Genomic DNA, 22,963 nt, shown 5'->3' on the forward strand with positions numbered 1-22,963 from the left:
GCCCCATGGGATGGCAGCTACAGACACCGAACGAGGCCCTGATTGCCGCCAGCGAACCCATGGAGGAACAGATCCGCCGCAACCTGATGATGGTAAAACTCCAGGACATGGTAGCCTGGGGGCGAAAACATTCGGTCTGGCCCTTCAACTTCGGACTTTCATGCTGCTACGTGGAGATGGCCACCGCCTTTACCAGCCGCCACGACATCGCCCGCTTCGGGGCCGAAGTGATTCGCGGTACGCCCAGAGAAGCCGACCTGATCGTTATCTCCGGCACGGTGTTTCGCAAGATGGCCCCCGTGGTGAAACGGCTTTACGAGCAGCTGATGGAACCGCGCTGGGTCATCTCCATGGGTTCGTGCGCCAATTCCGGCGGCATGTACGACATCTACAGCGTGGTCCAGGGGGTGGACCGCATTCTGCCTGTGGACGTTTACGTACCCGGCTGCCCGCCCCGCCCTGAAGCCCTTTTGCAGGGGCTCAACCTGCTGCAGGAGCAGATCGGCCGGGAGCGCCGCCCCCTGAGCTGGGTGGTCGGCCCCCAGGGCATTGAGCGCATGGACAAGCCCAGCGAGCGGGATCGGAAAAATGCCGCGCGCATGGCGGCCACCGAGCTGAAGACCCCGGACCAGACCTAGGACGCCCCATGGACCAGCGCATCGGCATCGAACAGGAGTTGCTCAACCGCTTCGAGGGCGAGCCTCTACTTTCTCAGAAAACCGCCGATCAGATACCGACCCTGTGGCTGCCCCGCGACCGCCTGCTGGATGTGCTGCGTTTTCTCAAGCTCGAGATCGAGGGCCCTTTTCTCTGCCTTTACGATCTGTTCGGCATCGACGAGCGCCGCCGCGCCCATCGCGAGGGCCAGCCCGAGGCCGACTATGCTCTGGTCTATCACCTGCTCTCCTATGACCGCAACCAGGACCTCAGGCTCAAGGTAGCCCTGTCAGAGGACGACTTGGGTCTGCCCTCAATCACCTCCCTGTGGCCCGCGGCCGCCTGGTACGAGTGCGAGGCCTGGGACATGTTCGGCATCGAGTTCCGGGGCCACCCCCACCTGCGCCGCATTCTCACCCCGCCCACCTGGGAAGGCCACCCCTTGCGCAAGGACCACCCCGCCCGGGCCACCGAGCTACCGCCTTTTCGCCTGCCCAGCGAGCGCCAGGAGAAGGAGCAGGAGGCGCTGCGCTTCGACCCGGCCTACTGGGGCATGGCGCGCCACGGCGACAACACCGATTTCATGTTTCTCAACCTCGGCCCCAACCACCCCAGCGTGCACGGTGTGTTCCGCATTATTCTGCAGCTCGACGGCGAAGAGATCGTCGACTGCGTGCCGGAGATCGGTTTCCACCACCGCGCTGCCGAGAAGATGGGTGAGCGCCAGTCCTGGCACAGTTTCATCCCCTACACCGACCGTATCGACTACCTGGGCGGGGTGATGAACAACCTGCCCTACGTGCTGGCGGTGGAGAAGCTGGCCGGCATACAGGTGCCGGAGCGAGTCAAGTGCATCCGCGTGATGCTTAGCGAGCTGTTCCGCATCGCCAGCCACCTGGTTTTCTACGGCACCTTTTCCCAGGACGTGGGCCAGCTCTCCCCCATTTTCTACATGTTCATCGACCGCGAAAAGCTGTTCGGCATTATCGAGGCGATCACCGGGGCCCGGATGCACCCGGGCTGGTTCCGGATCGGCGGCGTGGCCCAGGACCTGCCCCGGGGGTGGGAGCGGATGGTGCGCGAGTTCATCGATTACCTGCCGGCCCGGCTCGACCAGTACGAAAAGATGGTAATGGACAACGGCCTGCTCAAACAGCGCACCGTCGGCATCGGCACTTACAGCACTGCCGAGGCCATCGAGTGGGGCGTCACTGGCCCCGGTCTCAGGGCCACGGGGCTCGACTGGGACTGGCGCAAACACCGCCCCTACTCGGGGTACGAAAACTACGACTTCGAGGTCTGCACCGCCGCCAACGGCGACTGCTACGACCGCTGCCGGGTGCGGGTGGACGAGATCCGCCAGAGCCTGCGCATCATCCGCCAGTGCCTGGAGCACATGCCCGAAGGCCCCTATAAAGCGGATCACCCCCTGACCACGCCGCCCCCCAAGGAGCGGACCATGGAGGACATCGAAACCCTGATCGACCACTTCCTCGGGGTCAGCTGGGGGCCGGTGATCCCCCCGGGAGAGGCCTCGGTCGGGGTGGAGGCGACCAAGGGCAACAACAGCTACCACCTGATCAGCGACGGCGACACGGTCAGTTACCGGACCCGTATCCGCACCCCCTCCTTCGCCCACCTGCAGATGATTCCCCTGATCAGCCGCGGGCTGATGGTTTCAGACCTGATCGCCATCATCGCCAGCATCGATTTCGTCATGGCCGACGTGGACCGCTGAGGAGGCCTTATGCACCTGGGACCCGAACTGAGCCCCCTCGAACGACAGGAGATCGAGGCAGAGTGCGCCCACTACCCTGAGCGTCGGGCCGCCGCCATCGAGGGACTGAAAGTGGTGCAAAAGCACCGGGGCTGGGTCTCTGATGGCAGCCTGCAGGCGCTGGCCGAGCTGCTGCAGATGCCGGTGGGCGAGCTGGAAGGGGTAGCCACGTTCTACAACCTGATCTTCCGCCAGCCCGTGGGACGCCACGTGATCCTGCTCTGTGACAGCGTCTGCTGCTGGATAAAAGGGCGGGACGACCTCAACCGCCGCCTGTGCCAACGCCTCGGTATCAAGCCGGGCGAGACCAGCGCCGACGGCCAGTTCACCCTGCTCCCCACGGTCTGTCTCGGCGACTGCGACCGGGCCCCCACCCTGATGATCGACCACCAACAGCACGGCAACCTGACCCCGGAGAAGATCGACCGCCTCCTCGACCAGTTGCAGGCACCGGGGGGCGAGGATGGATAAGCCACTGACCGGCGCCCTGCGCGACGACCGCCGTCCCCTTACCCTCGCCGAGTACCGCAGCGCCGGCGGCTACCGGGGCCTGCAACAGGCGATCAAGAACCTCGACCCCGAAGGGGTGCTTCAGCAAGTTAAGGACGCCAACCTGCGCGGGCGGGGCGGCGCGGGCTTCCCCACCGGTATCAAGTGGAGCTTCATGCCCCGGGGCGTGGGTGCGCCAAAGCCCCGCTACCTGATCTGCAACGCCGACGAGATGGAGCCCGGCACCTTTAAGGACCGCCTGCTGATGGAGGCCAACCCGCACCTGCTGATCGAGGGGATGGCCATCGCGGGCTATGCCCTCGGCGCCTCCATTGCCTTCATTTTCCTGCGCGGCGAGTACACCCGCGCCGCCGCTCACCTGCAGCGGGCGCTGCAAGAGGCCTACGACGAGGGTTGTCTTGGCAGCAATATCCTGGGCGGCCCTTTCAGCATGGAGCTCTACCTGCATACCAGCGCAGGCCGCTATATCTGCGGCGAGGAGACCGCCCTGATCAACGCGCTCGAAGGGCGCCGGGCCAATCCCCGCACCAAGCCCCCCTTTCCCCAGGTCAGCGGCCTGTTCGGCCAGCCCACGGTGGTCAACAACTGCGAGACCCTTTGCAACCTGCCCGCCATCCTGGCAGAAGGGGCGGCCTGGTACCGGGCGCTGGGGCGCCATGAAGACGCCGGCACCAAGTTGTTCGCCGTCACCGGCAACGTGCGCACCCCCGGCCTCTGGGAGCTTCCCATGGGCACCCCCATCGCGGAGATTTTCGAGCAGTGTGCAGGAGGCATGGCCGAGGGTTACCGGCTGCGCGGCTTCCAGCCTGGCGGCGCATCCACCGACTTTCTGCTCCCGCAAAGCCTGGAGCTGGCCATGGACTACGACGTGATCGGCAAGGCCGGCAGCCGCCTGGGCACCGGCTCGCTGATCCTGCTGGATGACCGCACCTGCCCGGTGGCCATGGTGCAAAACCTCACCCATTTTTTCGCCCAGGAATCCTGCGGCTGGTGCACGCCCTGTCGCGACGGCCTGCCCTGGGCCGAACAGTTACTGACCGAGATCGACGCCGGCCGCGGGCGCCCCGAAGACCTCGATACCCTGCTCGATCTCTGCGACCAGGCAGGCCCCGGCAATACGTTCTGCGCCCTGGCGCCGGGGGCCGCGGCCCCCATTCAGAGCGCCCTGCGGCTGTTCCGGGAGGACTTCGACGCCCACATCGCTCGGGGGAGCTGCCCCTACCATGATTGACATTGACTACGCTTTTACAGAACGGGCCCGGTGCGGCCCCGCGTGCCGGAACCGGGAGCAAGAGTGATGCCCAGAATCCGTATCGACGGCCAGGCGTACGAGGTGAAGGAGGGGCTCAACCTGCTCCAGGCCTGCCTCGGCCTGGGGCTCAACCTGCCCTATTTCTGCTGGCACCCGGCGCTGGGCTCCGTGGGCGCCTGCCGCCAGTGCGCACTGCTGCAGTACCGGGACGAAGAGGACCGGCAGGGACGCCTGGTGATGGGCTGCATGACGGCGGTGGCGGACGGTCAGATTCTCTCCCTCAAGGCCGATAAGGCGCGCCATTTTCGCGCCGGGGTCATCGAAGCGCTGATGACCAACCACCCCCACGACTGTCCGGTCTGCGAGGAGGGCGGGGAGTGCCACCTGCAGGATATGACCGTGATGAGCGGCCATCACCATCGCCGTTACCGAGGCCGCAAGCGGACCTTTGTCAACCAGGACCTGGGGCCGTTCATCAACCACGAGATGAACCGCTGCATCACCTGCTACCGCTGCCTGCGCTTTTACCGCGACTACGCGGGGGGCGAAGACCTGCACGCGCTCGCCTCGCGCAACCACACCTACTTCGGTCGCGCCAGCGACGGCCCCTTGGAAAGCGAGTTCGCCGGCAACCTGGTGGAAGTCTGTCCCACCGGCGTGTTCACCGACAAGCCGCTGAGCCAGAGCTACACCCGTAAGTGGGACCTGCAGCACGCGCCCTCGATCTGCGTGCACTGCAGCCTGGGCTGCAACATCAGCCCGGGCGAGCGCTACGGGCGTCTGAAGCGGGTCCAGAACCGCTACCACCACGGCATTAACGGTTACTTTCTCTGCGACCGGGGCCGATTCGGTTTCGGCCATGTCAATCACCCCGAGCGCCCCCAGCAACCGCTGGTGCGCGAGAACGGCCGCCTGCGGCCGGTGGCCGCCAGCGAGGGTCTGGCCGAGCTGGCCCGGCGCCTGGAGACTACGGAACGCTGGATCGGCATCGGCTCGCCCCGCGCCACCCTGGAGAGCAACCTCGCGCTGCGGGAGCTGGTGGGCGCGGATCATTTCTTCACCGGCCTTGGCAGCCACCCGAACGCCCTCAATCGCGCGCTGCTTGAGCTGCTGCGCTTGCCCGGCGTGAATACCCCGAGCCTGCGGGAGATCGAGGCGTGCGATGCGTTGTTGCTGCTGGGCGAAGACATTACCCAGAGCGCCCCGCGGATGGCCCTGAGCGTACGCCAGGCGGTTCGGGGCGCCGGCCGGGACCGGGCGGCAGCGCTGAACATCCCCCCCTGGCAGGCGCAATCGGTGCAAATCGCCGGGCAGAACGCCCGCCATCCCCTTTTCATCAGCCACGTGACCGCGACCCGCCTCGATCCCATTGCCGAGGCGACCTACCGGGCCAGCCCCCAGGAGCAGGCGGCCCTGGCCTTTGCCGTCGCCCACTGCCTCTGCCCCGAGGCGCCCGCCCCGGAAGGGCTCGATGAGCAGGCCCAGTCGCTGGCAGAGAAAATTGCCGAGGCGCTGCTGCATGCCAAACGGCCGCTGATCGTCACCGGCCCCAGCAGCGGCGCCCTTCCCCTGGTCGAAGCCGCCGGGCAGGTGGCCCGGGCGCTGCTCAATGCACGCCCGGCAGAGGCCTGCCCACCGGCGCTGATCCCCGTGTTTGCCGAGTGCAACAGCCTGGGCCTGACCCTGCTGACCCAGGACGCTGCCGAGGCGGACCTGGAGCAGGCGTTCGCTTTGAGCGAGCACGGTCCAGTGGGGGCGATCATTCTGGAGAACGACCTGTTTCGCCGTGCTCCCGGCCCGCTGGTGCAGGGGTTTCTTGAGCGCCTGACCCAGCGCATCGTCATCGACAGCATCCCCTCGCCCACCCTGAACGCCGCCGACCTGGTGTTGCCTGCCACCAGTTTCGCCGAAAGCCAGGGCACCCTGATCAACAACGAGGGGCGGGCCCAGCCCCTGTTCCCGGTTCACGCCCTCCATGCCGAGCGCCGCAACAGCTGGCAGTGGCTGGCGGCGGTGGCCGGCCACCGCGCCCTGAAAGGCTTTGCTTCCCCCGCCGACGCACTGGCCACCTGCGTTACCGCTGCCCCCGAACTGGCCCCCCTCAGCCAGGCGCTGCCGAGCGCCGCGCACCCCTTCACCCGCTTGGCGGTGCCCCGAATGCCCCACCGCAACAGCGGACGCACCGCCGCCGGCGCCAATCTGGACGTACGCGAAGATCAGCAGCCCCAGGATCACGACTCCTGCCTCACCTTCAGCATGGAAGGCGCGCCGGCCCCCTGGCTGAGCCGTCAATCCGGCATTGGCGCGCGCCTGCCCTTCAGCTGGTACCCGGGCTGGAACTCCAATCAGGCGGTCCACAAGTTCAAGGACGCGGTGGACGGCCCCCTGCGCGGCGGCGAGAGCGGAATGCGGCTCGATCTGGTTTGCCGGGATAACGGCTGGCACCGGCCTTTGCCTGTGGACACGGAAGCACAGGGGCTGCTGGCGGTCGTTCAGCCCGCTATCTTCGGTGGGGAGGAGCTCAGTAACCTCGCCGCCCCTGTGTTCCAGCGCGCAGCCCTGCCCTGCCTGCGGATCCACCCGGACGACGCCCCGGCCTGGTCCGTCGCCGACGGCGACCGGGTGCTGGTACGGGGCGCGTCCGCGGCGACCGAGCTGCCCCTGCGCGTCGATCCCCGGGTCGCCCGGGGCATCGCGCTGCTGCCGCCGACCTGCCCGCCCCTGGGCACCGGCCCCACCCGGGTGAGCCTTCGCTCCCTGGGGTCCGATCCGTTGATCGCCACCGACCACCCGGAGCCCACCGATGGCTGACGTGTTCCGGGTACTGGCCCAGATCGGCACCACCATCACGGTGCTGCTGGTGCTGGCCGCCCTGTTGATCTGGGCCGAGCGGCGACTGCTGGGGCTCTGGCAGGACCGGCTCGGCCCCAACCGGGTCGGCCCCTTCGGCATCCTTCAGTCCGTGGCGGACATGATCAAGATCTTCTTCAAGGAGGACTGGGTTCCGCCTTTTGCCGAGAAGCCGGTGTTTATCTTCGCCCCCTGCGTGGTGGTGATCACCATGCTGATGGCGCTGGCGGTAGTGCCCTTCACCCCGACCCTGGCGATCGTGGACCTGAATGTGGGGCTGCTCTTTTTTCTCGCGATGAGCGCGCTGGCCGCCTACAGCACCATCCTTGCCGGCTGGTCCTCCAACAACAAGTATTCGCTGCTGGGGGGGATGCGTTCGGCGGCGCAGATGATCAGCTACGACGTCTTCATGGGGCTCTCGCTGATGGGGGTGGTGATGCTCGCCGGCTCTTTCAACCTGCGGGAAATCGTGCTGGCCCAGCAGGGGCTCTGGTATATCGTGCCCCAGTTTCTGGGCTTTCTGGTTTTCCTGGTGGCCGGGCTCGCCGAGAGTCATCGCCTGCCCTTTGACCTGCCCGAGGCCGAACACGAGATCATCGCCGGCTTTCACACCGAGTACTCGGGAATGAAATTCGGCCTGTTCTTCGTGGGCGAATACCTGGGGGTGCTCCTCATCGCCGCGATCACCGTGATCCTGTTCCTGGGGGGATGGCAAGGGCCCTGGCTGCCGCCCTTCGTGTGGTTCGTGCTCAAAACCGCGCTGCTGGTGGCCTTTATCATTCTGCTGCGGGCCGCCCTGCCGCGCCCCCGCTTCGACCAGCTGATGAGCATCGGCTGGAAGCTGATGCTGCCCCTGGCCCTGTTGAACCTGATGATCACCGGCGCCGTGGCGCTGGCAGGAGGTCTTTGATGTTAAGCCAGCTACGCACGATCTGGGAGGTGTTCAAGCACAGCACAGTAAAGCCCGACACCGTCTCCTACCCCGAGGAGAAGCCCTACCTGGCCCCCCGTTACCGGGGCCGGATCGTACTCACCCGCGACCCAGACGGGGAGGAGCGCTGCGTGGCCTGCAACCTCTGCGCGGCGGTCTGCCCGGTGGACTGTATCGCCCTGCAGCAGACCCAGGACGAACGCGGGCGCTGGCGCGCCGAGTTTTTCCGCATCAATTTCTCCCGCTGCATTCTCTGCGGCCTGTGCGAGGAAGCCTGCCCCACCTACGCCATTCAACTCACCCCCGATGTGGAACTGTGCGAATACGACCGCCAGAACCTGGTGTATGAAAAGGAGCACCTGCTGATCAGCGGCACCGGCAAGTACCACGATTACAACTTCTACCGTCGGGCCGGCAAGGACGTGGGCGTCAAGGAACGGGGCACCGGCGAAACCGAGGCCGAACCGGTCAACGTGCGGAGCCTGCTGCCATGAGCCTGCTCTTCTACCCCGCCGCCGCCATCGCTCTGTTCGCCACCCTCATGGTGATCACCCGGGTGCACGCAGTGCATGCCCTCCTCTACCTGGTGGTGGCGCAGCTGGCGGTGGCGCTATTGTTCTTCCTGCTCGGGGCCCCTTTTGCCGCCGCGCTGGAGGTACTGGTCTATGCCGGTGCCGTCATGGTCATGTTTATCTTTGTCATCATGATGCTCAACCTGGGGCGCCCCACCCTGCTGCAGGAGCGGGGCTGGCTGCCCAAGGGCATCTGGATAGGCCCCGGCCTGCTGGCGGGAGGGCTGCTGGCCGAACTGCTGCTGGTGCTGAGCGCCGGCCCCGCGCTGGAGCCCCACTGGGTACCGCCGCAAAGGGTGGGGGCGGCCCTGTTCGGCCCCTACCTGCTGGCGGTTGAACTCGCCTCTTTGCTGCTGCTGGCGGCGCTGGTGGGCGCCTATCACCTGGCCCGGCCCTATCTGCGCCGCGCCGACCAGGATGACACCGTGGAGGCGGAGCGATGAGCCCGCTGCTCAACCATGCCCTGCTGCTGGCCGCCCTGATATTCCTGACCGGGTTGGTGGGCGTGCTGGTGCGACGCAACCTGATCTTCATGCTGATGAGCCTGGAGATCATGCTCAACGGTGTCGCCCTGGCCTTCGTGGTCGCCGGATCCGCCTGGCAGCAGCCCGACGGCCAGGTGATGTTCCTGCTGATCCTCGCCCTGGCCGGCGCCGAAGTGGCGGTGGGTCTTGCACTGGTGGTGCAGATGCAGCGGCGCAACCGCACCCTGGATGTGGACAGCCTGAACCGGATGCGGGGCTGACCATGCTGAAACTGCTCTGGCTGATACCCGCCCTTCCCCTGGCCAGCAGCCTGCTGCTGATACTTACCCAGGGACGCCTGCCCCGGGCCGCGGTTGCCGCCCTGGGCGTCGGTTCGGTGGGGCTGGCCGCCCTCATCGCCTTTGCCATCGCCGCCGGCTTTGATATGGGGACGACCTACAGCCAGCATCTCTGGCAATGGTTTGCCATCGGCAGCCTGCAACCGGGCTTCTCCTTTTACCTGGACGGACTGTCGCTGGTGATGTTGCTGGTGGTGACCGGGGTGGGTTTTCTGATCCATCTCTACGCCTCGGCCTACATGCACCCCGACCCCGATTACAGTCGCTTTTTCGCCTCCATGAACCTGTTCCTCGCCGCCATGCTGGTGCTGGTGCTGGCGGATAACCTGCTGCTGCTCTACCTGGGTTGGGAAGGCGTGGGCCTTTGCAGCTACCTGCTGATCGGCTTCTGGTACCAGGACCCGGCCAACGGCGCCGCCGCCCGCAAGGCCTTCGTGATCACCCGGGTCGGCGACACCGCCATGGCCATCGGCCTGTTTCTGCTGGTGCGCGAATTCGGCACCCTGGATATTCAGCAGGTGCTCTCCGCCGCGCCTGAACGCTGGCCCGACGGAAGCACCCTGGCCACGGCCTGCGCCCTCTTGTTGCTGGGTGGGGCGGTGGGAAAATCCGCCCAGTTGCCTTTGCAGAACTGGCTGCCCGATGCCATGGCCGGCCCCACGCCGGTCAGCGCCCTGATCCACGCCGCCACCATGGTCACCGCCGGCGTCTACCTGATTGCCCGCACCCACGACCTCTTCCTGCTGGCCCCCGCGGCGCAGACCCTCGTGGCGGTGGTGGGGGTGCTGACCCTGCTGCTGGCCGGATACAGCGCCCTGGCACAGACCGATATCAAGCGGATCCTGGCCTATTCCACCATCAGCCAGATCGGTTACATGTTCCTGGCCCTGGGCGTAGGCGCCTGGTCGGCGGGAATTTTTCACCTAGTGACCCATGCCTTTTTTAAGGCGCTGCTGTTTCTGAGCGCCGGTTCGCTGATCCTGGCCCTGCACCACCAGCAGGATATCCGCGCCATGGGCGGCCTTTACCGGCGCACGCCCCTGCTGTTCGGCTGCTTTCTGGTGGGCAGCGCCTGCCTGGCGGCACTGCCGCTGACCTCCGGTTTTTTCAGCAAGGAGCCGATTCTGGCCCAGGCCTGGGAAAGCTCCGCGCTGCTCTGGCTCGGCGCCCTGCTGGGGGCCGGGCTCACCGCCCTCTACAGTTTCCGGCTTATGTTCGTTGTCTTTTTCGGGCCGCTGCAGACCCCGCCGCAGCCGCTGGATATGCCCCCAACGATCAAGGCCCGCATGCCCGCGGTACTCCTGGTACTGGCGCTCCTCTCCCTGTTCGGCGGCGCCCTGAGCCTGCCCCTCGACGGGGTATTGCCCGCAACCGAAGCCCACCCGCCGATGCTGGTGGAGGCCGTGGGAATCGGCGTGCCGCTGCTCGGGGTCTACCTGGCCTACCATTTTTACCTCGCCCGTCCCGAGCGCCTGACGCAACTGCTGAAATTTCGTGGTTCCCGCCGGCTGCAGATTCTGGCCCAAAGCGGCGGCGGCTTTGACTGGCTCTACGACCGTTTTCTACGGACCCCCTTCATCTGGCTGGCCAAGACAAACCGCGACGATGCCGCCGACCTGATCAGCCGCGGCACTGCAGGCCTGAGCCGTTACAGTCACCAGTTGCTGGCCGAAACCCAGAACGGCCAGTTGCGCTGGTACGCCAGCCTGATGGGACTGGGACTGGCCTTTCTGATCGGAATGGGAGTGCTGACATGACAAGAGCCCGCCCGTGCTGAGCTGGCTGATCACCCTGCTGCTGGGCGGCGGCCTGCTGGCCGCGGGGCTGGGGCGCCTGCACCCCCAGGCGGCCCGCTGGGTGGCGCTGGCGGTGCTGGGGCTGGCCCTGCTCTGGCTGCTGCCGTTGCTGGGGCGGGCGACGGGCGGTCCCTGGCAGCCCGGCGAAGGGGCCTGGCTGCTGCTGGAACAGCACGCCTGGATTCCCCGCTTCGGCATTCAGCTGCTGTTGGGGCTGGACGGGCTCAGCCTCTTGCTGCTGCTGCTCACCCTCGTGCTGGGGCTGGTGGCAGTGGCGGCTTCCTGGTGGGAGATCGAGCAGCAGGAAGGGTTCTATTACGCCAACCTGCTCTGGAGCCTGGCCGGCGTGGTGGGGGTCTTTACCGCCCTGGACCTGTTCCTGTTCTTCTTCTTCTGGGAAGTGATGCTGATCCCGATGTACTTTCTGATCGGGATCTGGGGCCACGAGGCGCGCCACTACGCGGCCATCAAGTTTTTTATCTACACCCAGGCCAGCAGCCTGCTGATGCTGGTCGGAATTTTAGGGCTGGCCTTTCTCCACCAGCAGGAGCAGGGTAGCTACAGCTTCAGTTACTTCGACCTGCTGGGCAGCGGCGATCGCAGCCCCCACGGATTCTGGCTGATGCTGGGGTTCTTTATCGCCTTCGTGGTCAAGCTCCCCGCCTTCCCCCTCCACACCTGGCTGCCGGACGCCCACACCCAGGCACCGACCGCGGGCAGCATTATCCTCGCCGGCGTGCTGCTTAAGACCGGCGCCTACGGGCTGATCCGCTTTCTGATCCCGCTGTTTCCCGACAGCCTGACCAGCTTCGGTCCCATCGCCATGGGGCTCGGCGTCGCGGGGATCCTCTACGCCGCGGTGGTGGCTTTTGCCCAGACCGACCTCAAGCGCCTGATCGCCTACACCAGCATCAGCCACATGGGGTTCGTGCTGCTGGGCGTCTATGCCTGGAACAGCCTGGCGCTGCAGGGAGCCGTGCTGCAGATGCTCACCCACGGCCTGAGCTCGGCGGCCCTCTTTATGCTCGCCGGTGCCCTGCAGCAGCGGCTGCACACGCGGGAGCTGTCCCGAATGGGTGGTCTGTGGCGCTACGCGCCGCGCATCGGTTTTATCGCCCTGTTTTTCGCCATGGCCTCGCTTGGCATGCCGGGCCTGGGTAACTTCGTGGCCGAGTTCCTGGTGCTCGCCGGCAGTTTTCAGGTCAACCTGCCCATGACCTTGATCGCGGCGCTGGGGCTGATTACCGCCGCCGTCTATGCCCTGATCATGATTCAGAAAGCCTTTCACGGGCCGGCGCCCAGCGCCCCCGCCCTGGTGGATTTTGACCGCCGTGAAGTGACCGCCATGGCGGTGATGATGCTGGGGCTGCTGTGGATGGGTCTCTATCCGCAACCGCTGATCGACAGTCTCGGGCCGGTGCTGGATCAGTTGCAACGGACCGCCGCCGTCTCCCTGGAAACCGTACACTGGAGCCAGCGCTGACCATGACCGCCGACGCACTTTTCAGCCTGCTCCCCCTGATCCTTCTCGCTCTGACGGCGGTGGGGCTGGTGCTGTTGATTGGTTTCTACCGCAACCTCCAGCTCAGCTTTGCCCTCGCCATGGGCGGCCTGTTGCTGGCGCTGGTCAGCCTGCTGCCGGTGGCCGGAGTCCTTCCTCAGCAGGCTACCCCGCTGCTGATCATGGACAGCTACGCGCTGTTTTTCAGCGGCCTCACCTTGGTCACGGCGCTGTTGCTGCTGCCCCTGTGCCACGAGCACTGGCGTCGGCAAACCTCACTTAACGACGAGTTCTACCTGCTGTTTCTGCTCGCGGTCATGGGGGCACTGGTGCTGGTGGCCAGCAACCACTTTGTCTCGCTTTTCCTGGGGCTGGAACTGCTGTCGCTACCCCTGGTGATTATGGTCGGCTACCCGTTCAAGCCCGGGTTTACCCCGTCCCTGGAGGCGGCGGTCAAATACCTGGTGCTCTCCGGCGCCGCTTCGGCCATGCTGCTGTTCGGCATCGCCCTGATCTACCTGCACAGCGGCACCCTGGCCTTCGCCCCCCTCGAACCGGGCCTGATCCGCCTGCCGGGGCCGCAAAACCCGCTACTCCTCACCGGCCTGATCCTGGCCCTGGCCGGCATCGCCTTCAAGCTCTCCCTGGTGCCCTTCCACTTCTGGACCCCGGATGTTTACCAGGGGGCTCCACTACCCGCCACCGCGCTGCTGGCGACCCTGGCCAAAGGGGCGCTCTTTGCCCTGCTGCTACGGTTCTACCTGCTCAGCGAGGGCTACCTGATCGGCCCGCTGGTGTGGGCGCTCACCCTGATCGCCATCGCCTCCATGCTGGCGGGCAACCTGCTGGCGCTGCTGCAGGACAACCTCAAGCGCCTGCTCGCCTACTCTTCCATCGGCCACTTCGGTTACCTGCTGGTCGCGCTGCTGGCCGTCAGCCAGTCGCTCGGCACGGCGCTGGCCGTGGAGGCGGTAAGTTATTACCTGGTGGCCTACCTGTTTTCCACCCTGGCGGCCTTTGCCGTGTTGGTGCGACTCTCGGGCGAGGACCGCGAAGCCGAAACCCTGGAAGATTGCCGGGGGCTGTTCTGGCGCCACCCCTGGCTGGCCACCACCCTGACCCTGGCCATGCTCTCCCTGGCGGGCATTCCGCTGACCATCGGTTTTGTCGGCAAGTTCTATATCTTCGCCGCGGCGGTAGAGGAGTCCTTGTGGCTGGTCCTGCTGGTGGTAGTGATCGCCAGCGGCATCGGTCTGTTTTACTACCTGCGGGTCATTCTGATGATGACCCACCAGGATGCCGGCCCCGAGTCCGACGAAGCGAGCGCACCTCACTGGAGCAGCCACACGGTGACCGGAATCCTGGTGGCGGCCACCCTCTGGTTCGGCGTCTACCCGGCGCCGTTGATAACGCTGATTCGCCACCTGACCCTGGCTGTAAATTGACCGGCAAAAGCCCTTTACAGCCCAGAAAAAAATCCCTACCATACGCGCCTCCCGTGGTGAGGTTCCCGAGTGGCCAAAGGGATCAGACTGTAAATCTGACGCGCAAGCTTCGGTGGTTCGAATCCACCCCTCACCACCATTCGAATTTAAAAGCCCCGCCTGCGCGGGGCTTTTTCGTTTGCGGCCCACTCCAAAAAAGGGGTGGGTGAGAGCCACCGCCTCGGTGGTTCGAGCCGAGCGAAGCGAGACGACGTTGCGCGGCGCGCAACGGCCCGAAGGGGAACCATCCACCCCTCACCACCATTCGAATTTGAAAGCCTCGCATACGCGGGGCTTTTTCGTTTGCGCCGGTCATGTTCCAACTTCCGTTTTTCGCTGACACCTCGACAGCGAAGTAGGCGCCCCCGCGCTCGAATCACCGCGCCCAGTTCTTTCCGCAAGCCTGACCCAGCTCAAGGGTTCCTTTCCTTGTCCCGGCCTGCCGCCCGGGATGGGGTACTATGCGAATTTCCAGCGAACCTCTAGGAAGCCGAATATGGATATCACCACCCTGATCATTATCGCCCTGACCTGCGTCCTGATTTTTTATCTCGTGCTTATTTACAACAACCTGGTCAGCCTCAAGCACAATGTGTCCAAGGCCTGGGCCAATATCGACGTGCTGCTCAAGCAACGGCACGAGGAGCTGCCCAAGCTGGTGGAGACCTGCAAGCAGTACATGGGCTACGAAAAAGAGACCCTGGCCGCGGTGACCCAGGCTCGGTCGGCGGTTTCCAAGGCGCGTCAGGAGGGGAACATCCAGGCCCTGGGCGCCGCCGAGACCCAGTTACGGCTGGGGCTGGGCAACCTGTTCGCGTTGGCCGAAGCCTACCCAGAGCTCAAGGCCAGCGAAGCCTTTCAGCATCTGCAGCTGAGAATCACCGGGCTGGAGCAGGATATCGCCGACCGGCGCGAGTTTTACAATGCTTCTGTTAACCTCAATAACGTGCGCATCGAGCAGTTCCCGGACCTGATGGTGGCCCGCGGGCTGGGCTTCAAGGATTTTGACCTGCTGGAATTCTCCGAAGCCGAAAAGGCCGACGTGGACATGAAGGCCCTCTTTTCGTGAGCTTCAGTCAGTGGAAGGCGTCCCTCGGTGGCAACGAGGTCGCTTTCTTCCTGGCGCTCACGGCCGTGGCAGCGCTGATACTGGCCGTGCTGTGCTTCTACTTTCTGCGGCGGGCGCGGCTGATCGAAGATACCCCGACCTCCAAAATACGCTCCGCCGCCCAGGGCTACGTGGAGCTCAAAGGCGCGGTGATCGGAGGCGAGACGGGGGAGCTTTTATCGCCACTGAGCCAGGTGCCCTGTGTCTGGTATCAGTACAAGGTACAGCGCTACCGCAAGAGCGGTAAACACGGTCGTTGGCAGACGGTACGCCAGGGTAGCAGCGAGCAGTGGTTTCAGATCGACGACGACAGCGACACCTGTATTGTCGATCCCGAGGCTGCCGAGGTCATAACCGAACACAGCCGGACGTGGTACGGCCACAGCGAGTATCCCGCAAAGAGCGCCCATGGGGGCCTTTCGCTTCTGAGCCTGTCTGCGGGAGGGAGTCGCTACCGGTACAGGGAAAAGTTCATCCATCGGCACGACGTTATTTATGCACTGGGTCACCTACAAACCGTAGGCGGTGGGCGCCAGCTACCCGGCCACCGGGAACAGACCGGCGAGGTGATCCGCGAGTGGAAGCAAGACTACCGGCACCTGCTAAAGCAGTTTGATCGCAACCGCGACGGCGAAATAGACCTCAAGGAGTGGGAAATGGTGCGCCAGGCCGCCCAGCACGAGGCGGCGAAGCGGCGCGGCAAGCTGGCCGAAGTTCCGACCATGCACGTTCTAAGCCGCCCCCCCAACCGGCACTATCCTTTTATTCTTTCGACCCGCAGTCAGAAATACCTGGCACGGCGATTCCGCTACTCCGCAGGGGGAGCTCTGGGAGGGCTGTTGGCCTGCGGCGGGTTCGCCATCGCCCTGCTCAGCTAACCGACCCCGGCGGGCCGATCGCTTGCAGTGCGCCGCCGGGCTGCCATTCGAAGGCGCGACCGAACCCCACCACGTAACGGCCCTGCTTCGGGGTCAGGCGAAACAGCTGAAAATCCGGCAGCGACCGCAGCAGACTGACGGTCTCGCCGTGGCGCGCCTCCAGGGCCTTGACCATTGCCGCCCCCGCGGCCCCCTTCACATCCTCGATTTCGGCGCGGCACTGCAGACTGAGCCGCTCGCGGGCAAAAAGATTGCGGCTCTGCCGCTCGTCGCGAATGAAGAGCACCGCACAACGGGCATCTTTCCGCAAATTTCGGGTGTGAGCCGCCAAGGCGCTGATATAGATCCAGAAAACGCCGTCCGCACCCTCCACAAACGGAGCGTAACTGAGCTCCGGCGCCCCCTCTTGGTCCAACGTCGACAGCAGTAGCGTGTCAAACGATGACACCAGTGCGCGGCAGGCTTTTTCCTGGACCGCGATCTCCTCCTCCCGTGGCGGCAAGGCCTCGCCGCTCCCCCGCGCCCGCTCCGGGCGGATATCGTCTCGCATAGTTTGTTTGCTCCTTTCAAGACGCGTTCAGACGCTGCATTCAAGTGCTCTGGCGGAACATGGCACCACATTTGCTGTGGCTAATTATGAGACAGGGGATCAATGGCTGACGATCACCGCCAGCACAGTCCCCGTCCCCGAGGGCCCAGCCATTGCCAGGGAACCGTTGATGCCACACGACCAGTATATCGACCACCCCCGGGAGATTCCCATCACCCTGGAATCACTCCCCCCGCCTGACATGGCGCCCGGCGGTCCGGTGCCGGCGGGCGGCCTGCGCTTGCGCTGGCGGGAGAAGGTGGCCGTGGGACGTTTCCTGCGGGTGCGCATCCCCACCGTCCAACCCGACGCCTGGGCCGACATGCTGGTCGCCTGGCACCGCCTTGGCCGCGACGATTACGAGCTGGGGTTGCGTTTTCTGGATGCCGAGCAAGCCTTCAAAATGCGACTCATGGAGCAGATCTGCCACATCAACTGCTACCAGGCCGCCGTCCGCCGACGGGAAGGACGTCAGCTGAGTACCCAGCAAGCGGCCCGAGAGTGGATCGCCAGCTTTGCCGCCGATTTCCCCACCGTGATCCCCTGACCCCCGGGCTGGGTTCGGTCCCGGCTCTACCCTATAATGTCGCCACTATCCCTACAGCCAGTGAGACCACCGATGAACCAGAAGACCCTCGACGTCGCCGGCCTGCAGATCTCCAACCAGCACCCTTTCGTTCTGTTTGGCGGCATGAATGTGCTTGAGTCCCGTGACCTAGCGATGAAAATCGCCGAGCACTACGTGGAGGTGACGCAACGCCTGGGCATTCCCTACGTGTTCAAGGCCTCTTTCGACAAGGCCAACCGTTCCTCCATCAACTCGTTTCGCGGCCCCGGCCTGGAGCAGGGGCTGAAGTGGCTGCAGGAGATCAAGACCCAGTTTCAGGTCCCCATCATCACGGACGTTCACGAACCCCACCAGGCCGCCCCCGCCGCCGAAGTGGCCGATATCATTCAACTGCCGGCCTTTCTCTCCCGGCAGACCGACCTAGTGGTGGCCATGGCCCGCACGGGGGCCGCCATCAACATCAAGAAGGCCCAGTTCCTGGCCCCCCAGGAGATGGGGCACATCCTGCGCAAGTGCGAAGAGGCGGGTAACCAGCGACTGCTCCTGTGCGAACGCGGCTCCTGCTTCGGCTACAACAACCTGGTGGTGGATATGCTCGGGTTCTCGGTGATGAAGGCGTTCGGCTACCCGCTGATCTTCGACGCCACCCACGCCCTGCAGATGCCAGGAGGGCGCAGCGACTCGGCGGGCGGCCGCCGCCAGCTCGCCGCCCAACTGGCCCGCGCCGGCATGTCCCAGGGCATCGCCGGGCTCTTCCTCGAAGCCCACCCCGATCCCGAGCAGGCCAAGTGCGACGGCCCCTGCGCCCTGCCCCTGGCCAAACTCGAGCCCTACCTGCAACAGATGCAGGCGATCGACCAGCTGGTGAAAAGCTTTCCTCCGCTCGACACCGAGGGATGAGGACAGTGCGGCGCAAGAGGGTGATGGACTACTATTAACTGCAAACTACAGCTGTCCCGGCAACGGAGTGTAAGGAAGTAATGAGCGACGATTTTCCCCTCGACTTTTCCACCCTGCGTAAAGGGCTGGTCATCGGCCCTGAACACCACCAGTTCAAACTCATCAAGCCGGTCAGCAACAGTCCGATCGGCCAGGTGTGGCATGCCGATGACCTGAGCCTGGGCGAGCAGAGCGAGGCCAACACCCGGGTGGCCCTGGAGATCGTGAATCCCGCCTTGCTGGAGGAGGCCGCCACGGTCGAGGCCTTCAAGACCCAGGTCACCCGCTGCAAACCACTCGAGCACCGCCACATCGCCCGCACCTACGGGTACTTCCTGAGCCGCGAAGGCTGGCTGTTTGTCGCCATGGAGCCGGTGGCTACCCGCAGCCTCGCCCGCATCCTGCTGGAAGACGGCTACGACCAGCTCAGCGCCGAGCGCGCACGCATCATCCTGACCCAGATCGCCCAGGGGCTGGACTATGCCCACCAGCAAGGCATCACCCACGGCGACCTCAGTCCCTGGAATATCATCATCACCCGGGAGGCCGGCGCCAAGCTGGTGAACCTGGCCTTCCGCCAACCGTTGCTGCAGCAGATCCAGCGCCAGGGACACCGGCTGCTGAATACCGAATACCACCCGCCCGAGGCCTATGAGCAGGTGCCCCTCGCCGCCAGCGCCGACATCTACCCCTTTGCCTGCCTGGTGTATCAACTGTTTGCCGGACGTCCGCCGTTTATTTCTGAAGTTCCGGTAGAGAGCCGCGACCCCGAGGCGGTGCCGGCGCCGCCGGGCTTTTCGGAGCGCCAGTGGGCACTGCTGCGCCGGGCGCTCGCCGCCGACCCGGCGCAGCGCCCGGACAGCGCCGTCACCCTGATCGAGCAGCTGTTTACCGAAGAGCCGACACCGGTTCCATCCCGGGGGAAAGACAGAACGGGCACGAGCCTCCCGCCAGCCGAGTCATCTACAGCCCCCCAGACCAGGCCGGCGCGCAGCGGCGCCTGGCGCGCAGCGGCTGGCGGCCTGCTACTGTTTGCCGCCGGTGCCGCCGCCGGTTATCTGCTGGCCAATGAACAGCAGAAGCGAAGCCTGCGCGCCCTGCTCGACCAGGTGGCACAGATTCAGCGGCAGCTGGCAGCCCCAGCCTCCCCCGCGGGAGAGAAGGCGCTCGCCGACGCCTTGGCAGATCTTGAATCGACCCGGCCGGACCCGGCGCTGCTGGACGGCCTGAACCAGCTGCTGGCCAGTTACCGGAAAAGCCTGGAGCCCGCACCGGTCAAGACACCGCCCCGCGCAAAACCGGTGGAGACGCGCGCCGCCCTAACGAGCAGGGCCGCGGACGAGCAGACGATTCCAGAAGGCGCGGTAATCAAGGCCGGTGCGGTATTCAAAGATGAGATTCTTCCTGATGTGTTCGGACCCAACATGGTGGTGGTGCCGGCGGGCACCTTTCGCATGGGAGACATCGACGGTGACGGCGATGACAACGAGTTGCCCGTGCACCCGGTAAGCATTCCCCGGGCTTTCGCCCTCTCGGAGAAGGAAATCACCTTCGCCGAGTACGACCTGTTCGCCCTCAGCACCGGCCGCGACCTGCCCGACGACGAAGGCTGGGGCCGAGGCGAGCGGCCGGTTATCAACGTCAGCTGGAACGACGCCAACGCCTACGCCCACTGGGTACGCCGCCAGACCGGGCTCGCCTACCGCCTGCCCTCGGAAGCCGAGTGGGAATACGCGGCCCGGGCCGGCAACGCCAGCCGCTTCTGGTGGGGCGATACCGTGGGCGAGGGAAACGCTGCCTGTGACGGTTGCGGCTCCCCCTTTGACGGCAAGCAAACCGCCCCCACCGGCAGCTTCGACCCCAACCCCTTTGGCCTCTACGACATGAACGGCAATGCCTACGAGTGGGTCGCCGACTGCTACAACGACTCCTACACACGGGCTCCCGATGACGGCAGCGCCTGGACCCAGGGCCAGTGCCAGTATCGGGTGATGCGCGGGGGTTCTTGGTACGACACCCCCAGGCTGATCCGCTCCGCCAGCCGCTACCGCCACCCGGCCAACGCCAGCCTCAGCAGCTGGGGCTTTCGCCTCGCCCTGGACCTCGAGGGTTAGCGCGGGCCGGGGCGCTGGGAGCCTACGCCATTGGTCTTAATCCCCGGGCGCCCGCTCGCTAATTTTTTGCGCTTGCTGCTATAATCGCGCCAGCTTTCTGGAGCCCCACCAGCGGTGCGGGCCCTCAAAACCTTAACAACGAAAGGGGACCTTCCATGAAACAACCTGTACGCGTCGCAGTCACCGGTGCCGCCGGCCAGATCAGCTACTCGCTGCTGATTCGCATCGCTTCCGGCCAGATGCTGGGCAATGACCAGCCGGTCATCCTTCAGCTGCTGGAGATCACCCCGGCGCTGGACGCCCTCAAGGGTGTGGCCATGGAACTTGAAGACTGCGCCTTCCCCTTGCTGCAGGGCATCGTCCAGACCGACGACGCCAACGTCGCCTTCAAGGACGCCGATTACGCCCTGCTGGTCGGTGCCCGCCCCCGCGGCCCCGGCATGGAGCGTAAGGACCTGCTGGAAGCCAACGCCGCCATCTTCTCCGTACAGGGTAAGGCCCTGAACGACCACGCCAGCCGCGACGTCAAAGTGCTGGTTGTCGGCAACCCCGCCAACACCAACGCTTTGATCGCCCAGAAGAACGCGCCGGACCTCGATCCCAAGCAGTTCACCGCGATGACCCGCCTGGACCACAACCGCGCCCTGGCGCAGCTGGCCAACAAGACCGGCAAGCACACCACCGACGTGAAGAAGGTCACCATCTGGGGCAACCACTCCGCCACCCAGTACCCCGATATCAGCACCACCCTGATCGATGGCCAGGCAGCTACCGATCTGGTTGACGAGGACTGGTACAAGAGCGAGTTCATCCCCTGCGTCCAGCAGCGCGGCGCCGCCATCATCCAGGCCCGTGGTCTCTCCTCCGCCGCTTCCGCCGCCAACGCCGCCGTCGAACACATGCGCGACTGGGCGCTGGGCAGCGCCGAAGGCGACTGGGTCAGCATGGGCATTCCCAGCGACGGCAGCTACGGCATCGAAGAAGGCCTGATCTACTCCTTCCCGGTCACCTGCAAGAACGGCCAGTACGAAATCGTCCAGGGTATCGAAATCGGTGAATTCAGCCGTCAAAAGATGGAAGCCACCGAGCAGGAACTGAAAGAAGAGCGCGACGGCGTCAAGCACCTCTTTCCCTGAGTCGACCCCGAGTCCAAAAACCGCGGCCTAAGGCCGCGGTTTTTTTATGCCCCTAATTTGCGACGGCTGATTCACCAGCCCTTGATGTGCGTCTATTGATTCCCCTCGCCGGCTGGCCATAATTCCCTGAAAGCGTTCACAGGATCCGCCGATGAAGCCACCCGCCCACCGCCACCCGCACCGGGAAAGCTACCTGCTCTACGGCGGTGGTGTGCTGCTGCTCGTCATCGGCTTTTTTATCGCCTACCAGTTCGTCGATCCCGCCCCGCCCCGCCACCTCCGTATCGCTACCGGCAATCCGGAGAACGCCTACTTCCAATTTGCCCAGCAGTACCGCGAGCAGCTGGTGCCCGAGGGGGTGAAGCTGGAGGTGGTAGCCAGTGCAGGCTCAGTGGAAAACCTGCGCCTGCTGCAGGCCGGGGAAGTCGACCTGGCCTTCATTCAGGGCGGCATTCAACCCGATGACCCCGACGCTCCCCTGCAAGCGTTGGGCAGTCTCTACTTTGAGCCGCTCTGGGTATTTCACCGCCCGGGGCTTGAGATCACAAAACTCCGACAACTCGCGGGCATGCGCCTGGCTGTCGGCGCGCCGGGCAGCGGCACCCGCGCGGTGGTGCAGCGCCTGCTGGCAGAAAACGGCCTGAATGAAACGAACACAGACCTGCATGCGCTCGCCGGCAAAGCCGCCGCAACAGCGCTGGAGCAGGGAGAGATCGACGCCCTCTTTCTGGTCACCGCCCCCCGCTCCCAGCTGCTAAGAGAGCTTTTAAACAACCCGAACGCCCAATTGATGGATTTCGCGCGGGCGCCGGCCTACCAGCGCCGACACCGCTTTCTCTCGGCGCTGGAGTTGCCCGAGGGCAGCGTCGACCTGGCCGCCAACATTCCGGAGCGGGATTTCCACCTGCTCGCGCCCGCCGCCACCCTCGTGGTCGGGGAAAATTTTCACCCGGCCCTGGTTCCCCTGCTACTCGACGTGGCGCGCCAGGTACACGACAGGGGCGGTCTGTTTGAGACCACTGACCAGTTCCCCTCCGCCGATTTCATTGATTTTCCCCTCAATGAAGAAGCCAAGCGGTTTTACCGCAAAGGCCCCCCTTTTCTGCAGCGCTACATGCCTTTCTGGGCAGCCAGCCTGGTGGACCGGCTGATGGTACTGGCGATCCCGATCATCACCCTGATGCTGCCCCTCTCCAAGGTGCTGCCCCCCACCTACCGCTGGCGGATCCGCTCGCGAATCTACCGCTGGTACGACCGCCTGCGCGAGCTCGACTTCCGGGCCGAAGAGATCAAAACCCCGGCCGAAGCCAAAGCGCTGCTGGACGATCTGCTGCAGGTGGAAAAAGAGGTAATGCAGGTACCGGTTCCCAAATCCTATGCCGACGCCCAGTACAACCTGCGTCTGCACCTGCGCCTGATCCGCGAGCGCCTGGAGCGTCAGAAAACCCAACTTGAACCCCGATAAGGTCAACCGCTGT

At 65.1% G+C, this 22,963-nt stretch carries 20 protein-coding genes, 1 tRNA gene and 1 other RNA gene; 21 read left to right on the forward strand and 1 reads right to left on the reverse strand.

What is annotated here, in order from left to right:
- The first annotated feature begins 5 nt into the window (after positions 1-5).
- The 16 genes from JGZ97_RS11755 to JGZ97_RS11830 all read left to right on the forward strand — a co-directional run bounded on the left by JGZ97_RS11755 (position 6) and on the right by JGZ97_RS11830 (position 16,139).
- Positions 6-638, forward strand: a complete 633-nt coding sequence (locus tag JGZ97_RS11755) for an NADH-quinone oxidoreductase subunit B (RefSeq protein WP_207062817.1) — start codon at positions 6-8, stop codon at positions 636-638.
- An 8-nt stretch (positions 639-646) separates the two neighbouring features.
- Entirely contained in the window at positions 647-2,395 is a 1,749-nt protein-coding gene (nuoC, locus tag JGZ97_RS11760; RefSeq protein ID WP_207062818.1) for an NADH-quinone oxidoreductase subunit C/D, read from the forward strand.
- Between the two features lie 9 nt (positions 2,396-2,404).
- Positions 2,405-2,905 (forward strand): NADH-quinone oxidoreductase subunit NuoE, encoded by a 501-nt coding sequence (gene nuoE, locus JGZ97_RS11765; protein WP_207062819.1) that lies wholly within the window; start codon positions 2,405-2,407, stop codon positions 2,903-2,905.
- The gene (gene nuoF, locus JGZ97_RS11770; protein ID WP_207062820.1) at positions 2,898-4,175 is read left to right on the forward strand and encodes an NADH-quinone oxidoreductase subunit NuoF; all 1,278 of its coding nucleotides are present in this window, start codon (positions 2,898-2,900) and stop codon (positions 4,173-4,175) included. Before nuoE ends, nuoF begins: the two co-directional genes overlap by 8 nt.
- Positions 4,176-4,241: 66 nt before the next feature.
- A complete protein-coding gene (gene nuoG, locus JGZ97_RS11775) occupies positions 4,242-7,007 on the forward strand; it encodes an NADH-quinone oxidoreductase subunit NuoG (RefSeq protein WP_207062821.1) in 2,766 nt (921 codons plus the stop codon).
- On the forward strand, positions 7,000-7,956 hold the full coding sequence (gene nuoH / locus JGZ97_RS11780; RefSeq protein ID WP_207062822.1) for an NADH-quinone oxidoreductase subunit NuoH: 957 nt from the start codon (positions 7,000-7,002) through the stop codon (positions 7,954-7,956). The genes nuoG and nuoH overlap by 8 nt, the downstream gene beginning before the upstream one ends.
- Complete coding sequence (nuoI, locus tag JGZ97_RS11785; protein ID WP_207062823.1) at positions 7,956-8,471, forward strand: NADH-quinone oxidoreductase subunit NuoI; 516 nt, start codon at positions 7,956-7,958, stop codon at positions 8,469-8,471. The genes nuoH and nuoI overlap by 1 nt, the downstream gene beginning before the upstream one ends.
- The gene (nuoJ, locus tag JGZ97_RS11790; protein WP_207062824.1) at positions 8,468-8,992 is read left to right on the forward strand and encodes an NADH-quinone oxidoreductase subunit J; all 525 of its coding nucleotides are present in this window, start codon (positions 8,468-8,470) and stop codon (positions 8,990-8,992) included. Before nuoI ends, nuoJ begins: the two co-directional genes overlap by 4 nt.
- On the forward strand, positions 8,989-9,294 hold the full coding sequence (gene nuoK, locus JGZ97_RS11795) for an NADH-quinone oxidoreductase subunit NuoK (protein WP_207062825.1): 306 nt from the start codon (positions 8,989-8,991) through the stop codon (positions 9,292-9,294). The genes nuoJ and nuoK overlap by 4 nt, the downstream gene beginning before the upstream one ends.
- 2 nt (positions 9,295-9,296) lie before the next feature.
- On the forward strand, positions 9,297-11,129 hold the full coding sequence (gene nuoL, locus JGZ97_RS11800; RefSeq protein ID WP_242521709.1) for an NADH-quinone oxidoreductase subunit L: 1,833 nt from the start codon (positions 9,297-9,299) through the stop codon (positions 11,127-11,129).
- Positions 11,130-11,142: 13 nt separating this feature from the next.
- Positions 11,143-12,651: an NADH-quinone oxidoreductase subunit M gene (locus tag JGZ97_RS11805; RefSeq protein ID WP_207062826.1), complete on the forward strand. Its 1,509-nt coding sequence runs from the start codon at positions 11,143-11,145 to the stop codon at positions 12,649-12,651.
- 2 nt (positions 12,652-12,653) lie between these two features.
- Positions 12,654-14,114, forward strand: coding sequence for an NADH-quinone oxidoreductase subunit N (locus JGZ97_RS11810; protein WP_207062827.1), 1,461 nt, complete (start codon positions 12,654-12,656; stop codon positions 14,112-14,114).
- Between the two features lie 55 nt (positions 14,115-14,169).
- Positions 14,170-14,253 (forward strand) — tRNA-Tyr (locus tag JGZ97_RS11815).
- Between the two features lie 45 nt (positions 14,254-14,298).
- Positions 14,299-14,417, forward strand: a non-coding RNA gene (locus JGZ97_RS11820) — RtT sRNA.
- Positions 14,418-14,649: 232 nt separating this feature from the next.
- Entirely contained in the window at positions 14,650-15,222 is a 573-nt protein-coding gene (locus tag JGZ97_RS11825) for a LemA family protein (protein ID WP_207062828.1), read from the forward strand.
- Complete coding sequence (locus JGZ97_RS11830; protein ID WP_207062829.1) at positions 15,219-16,139, forward strand: GIDE domain-containing protein; 921 nt, start codon at positions 15,219-15,221, stop codon at positions 16,137-16,139. The genes JGZ97_RS11825 and JGZ97_RS11830 overlap by 4 nt, the downstream gene beginning before the upstream one ends.
- On the opposite strand, the gene JGZ97_RS11835 is transcribed toward JGZ97_RS11830, so the two are convergent.
- The gene (locus tag JGZ97_RS11835; RefSeq protein WP_207062830.1) at positions 16,132-16,689 is read right to left on the reverse strand and encodes a HugZ family protein; all 558 of its coding nucleotides are present in this window, start codon (positions 16,687-16,689) and stop codon (positions 16,132-16,134) included. The genes JGZ97_RS11830 and JGZ97_RS11835 overlap by 8 nt on opposite strands.
- A 169-nt stretch (positions 16,690-16,858) precedes the next feature.
- Here JGZ97_RS11835 and JGZ97_RS11840 point away from each other — a divergent pair, with 169 nt between their 5' ends.
- The 5 genes from JGZ97_RS11840 (at position 16,859) to JGZ97_RS11860 (ending at position 22,950) form a co-directional block, all read left to right on the forward strand.
- Positions 16,859-17,275 (forward strand): hypothetical protein, encoded by a 417-nt coding sequence (locus JGZ97_RS11840; RefSeq protein WP_207062831.1) that lies wholly within the window; start codon positions 16,859-16,861, stop codon positions 17,273-17,275.
- Positions 17,276-17,347: 72 nt separating this feature from the next.
- Positions 17,348-18,196 (forward strand): 3-deoxy-8-phosphooctulonate synthase, encoded by an 849-nt coding sequence (kdsA, locus tag JGZ97_RS11845; protein WP_207062832.1) that lies wholly within the window; start codon positions 17,348-17,350, stop codon positions 18,194-18,196.
- A gap of 80 nt (positions 18,197-18,276) precedes the next feature.
- Complete coding sequence (locus JGZ97_RS11850) at positions 18,277-20,349, forward strand: bifunctional serine/threonine-protein kinase/formylglycine-generating enzyme family protein (RefSeq protein WP_207062833.1); 2,073 nt, start codon at positions 18,277-18,279, stop codon at positions 20,347-20,349.
- Positions 20,350-20,504: 155 nt separating this feature from the next.
- On the forward strand, positions 20,505-21,485 hold the full coding sequence (locus JGZ97_RS11855; RefSeq protein ID WP_207062834.1) for a malate dehydrogenase: 981 nt from the start codon (positions 20,505-20,507) through the stop codon (positions 21,483-21,485).
- 151 nt (positions 21,486-21,636) lie between these two features.
- Positions 21,637-22,950 carry a TAXI family TRAP transporter solute-binding subunit gene (locus tag JGZ97_RS11860; RefSeq protein ID WP_207062835.1) on the forward strand — a complete coding sequence of 438 codons (1,314 nt, stop codon included), beginning with the start codon at positions 21,637-21,639 and terminating at the stop codon, positions 22,948-22,950.
- The last annotated feature ends 13 nt before the right edge of the window (positions 22,951-22,963 follow it).

The sequence above is a fragment of the Motiliproteus sp. SC1-56 genome (assembly GCF_017309075.1).
GTDB lineage: Bacteria > Pseudomonadota > Gammaproteobacteria > Pseudomonadales > Balneatricaceae > Motiliproteus.

What these genes read in the sequence shown, in the direction of transcription:
- nuoL (WP_242521709.1), top strand. Translation starts at nt 9,297, where the DNA reads ATGCTGAAACTGCTCTGGCTGATACCCGCCCTTCCCCTGGCCAGCAGC.
- JGZ97_RS11810 (WP_207062827.1), top strand. Translation starts at nt 12,654, where the DNA reads ATGACCGCCGACGCACTTTTCAGCCTGCTCCCCCTGATCCTTCTCGCT.
- nuoC (WP_207062818.1), top strand. Translation starts at nt 647, where the DNA reads ATGGACCAGCGCATCGGCATCGAACAGGAGTTGCTCAACCGCTTCGAG.
- nuoI (WP_207062823.1), top strand. Translation starts at nt 7,956, where the DNA reads ATGTTAAGCCAGCTACGCACGATCTGGGAGGTGTTCAAGCACAGCACA.
- JGZ97_RS11855 (WP_207062834.1), top strand. Translation starts at nt 20,505, where the DNA reads ATGAAACAACCTGTACGCGTCGCAGTCACCGGTGCCGCCGGCCAGATC.
- JGZ97_RS11825 (WP_207062828.1), top strand. Translation starts at nt 14,650, where the DNA reads ATGGATATCACCACCCTGATCATTATCGCCCTGACCTGCGTCCTGATT.
- nuoK (WP_207062825.1), top strand. Translation starts at nt 8,989, where the DNA reads ATGAGCCCGCTGCTCAACCATGCCCTGCTGCTGGCCGCCCTGATATTC.
- JGZ97_RS11755 (WP_207062817.1), top strand. Translation starts at nt 6, where the DNA reads ATGGGATGGCAGCTACAGACACCGAACGAGGCCCTGATTGCCGCCAGC.
- kdsA (WP_207062832.1), top strand. Translation starts at nt 17,348, where the DNA reads ATGAACCAGAAGACCCTCGACGTCGCCGGCCTGCAGATCTCCAACCAG.
- nuoJ (WP_207062824.1), top strand. Translation starts at nt 8,468, where the DNA reads ATGAGCCTGCTCTTCTACCCCGCCGCCGCCATCGCTCTGTTCGCCACC.
- nuoG (WP_207062821.1), top strand. Translation starts at nt 4,242, where the DNA reads ATGCCCAGAATCCGTATCGACGGCCAGGCGTACGAGGTGAAGGAGGGG.
- nuoE (WP_207062819.1), top strand. Translation starts at nt 2,405, where the DNA reads ATGCACCTGGGACCCGAACTGAGCCCCCTCGAACGACAGGAGATCGAG.
- nuoF (WP_207062820.1), top strand. Translation starts at nt 2,898, where the DNA reads ATGGATAAGCCACTGACCGGCGCCCTGCGCGACGACCGCCGTCCCCTT.
- JGZ97_RS11850 (WP_207062833.1), top strand. Translation starts at nt 18,277, where the DNA reads ATGAGCGACGATTTTCCCCTCGACTTTTCCACCCTGCGTAAAGGGCTG.
- nuoH (WP_207062822.1), top strand. Translation starts at nt 7,000, where the DNA reads ATGGCTGACGTGTTCCGGGTACTGGCCCAGATCGGCACCACCATCACG.
- JGZ97_RS11840 (WP_207062831.1), top strand. Translation starts at nt 16,859, where the DNA reads ATGCCACACGACCAGTATATCGACCACCCCCGGGAGATTCCCATCACC.
- JGZ97_RS11860 (WP_207062835.1), top strand. Translation starts at nt 21,637, where the DNA reads ATGAAGCCACCCGCCCACCGCCACCCGCACCGGGAAAGCTACCTGCTC.
- JGZ97_RS11835 (WP_207062830.1), bottom strand. Translation starts at nt 16,689, where the DNA reads ATGCGAGACGATATCCGCCCGGAGCGGGCGCGGGGGAGCGGCGAGGCC.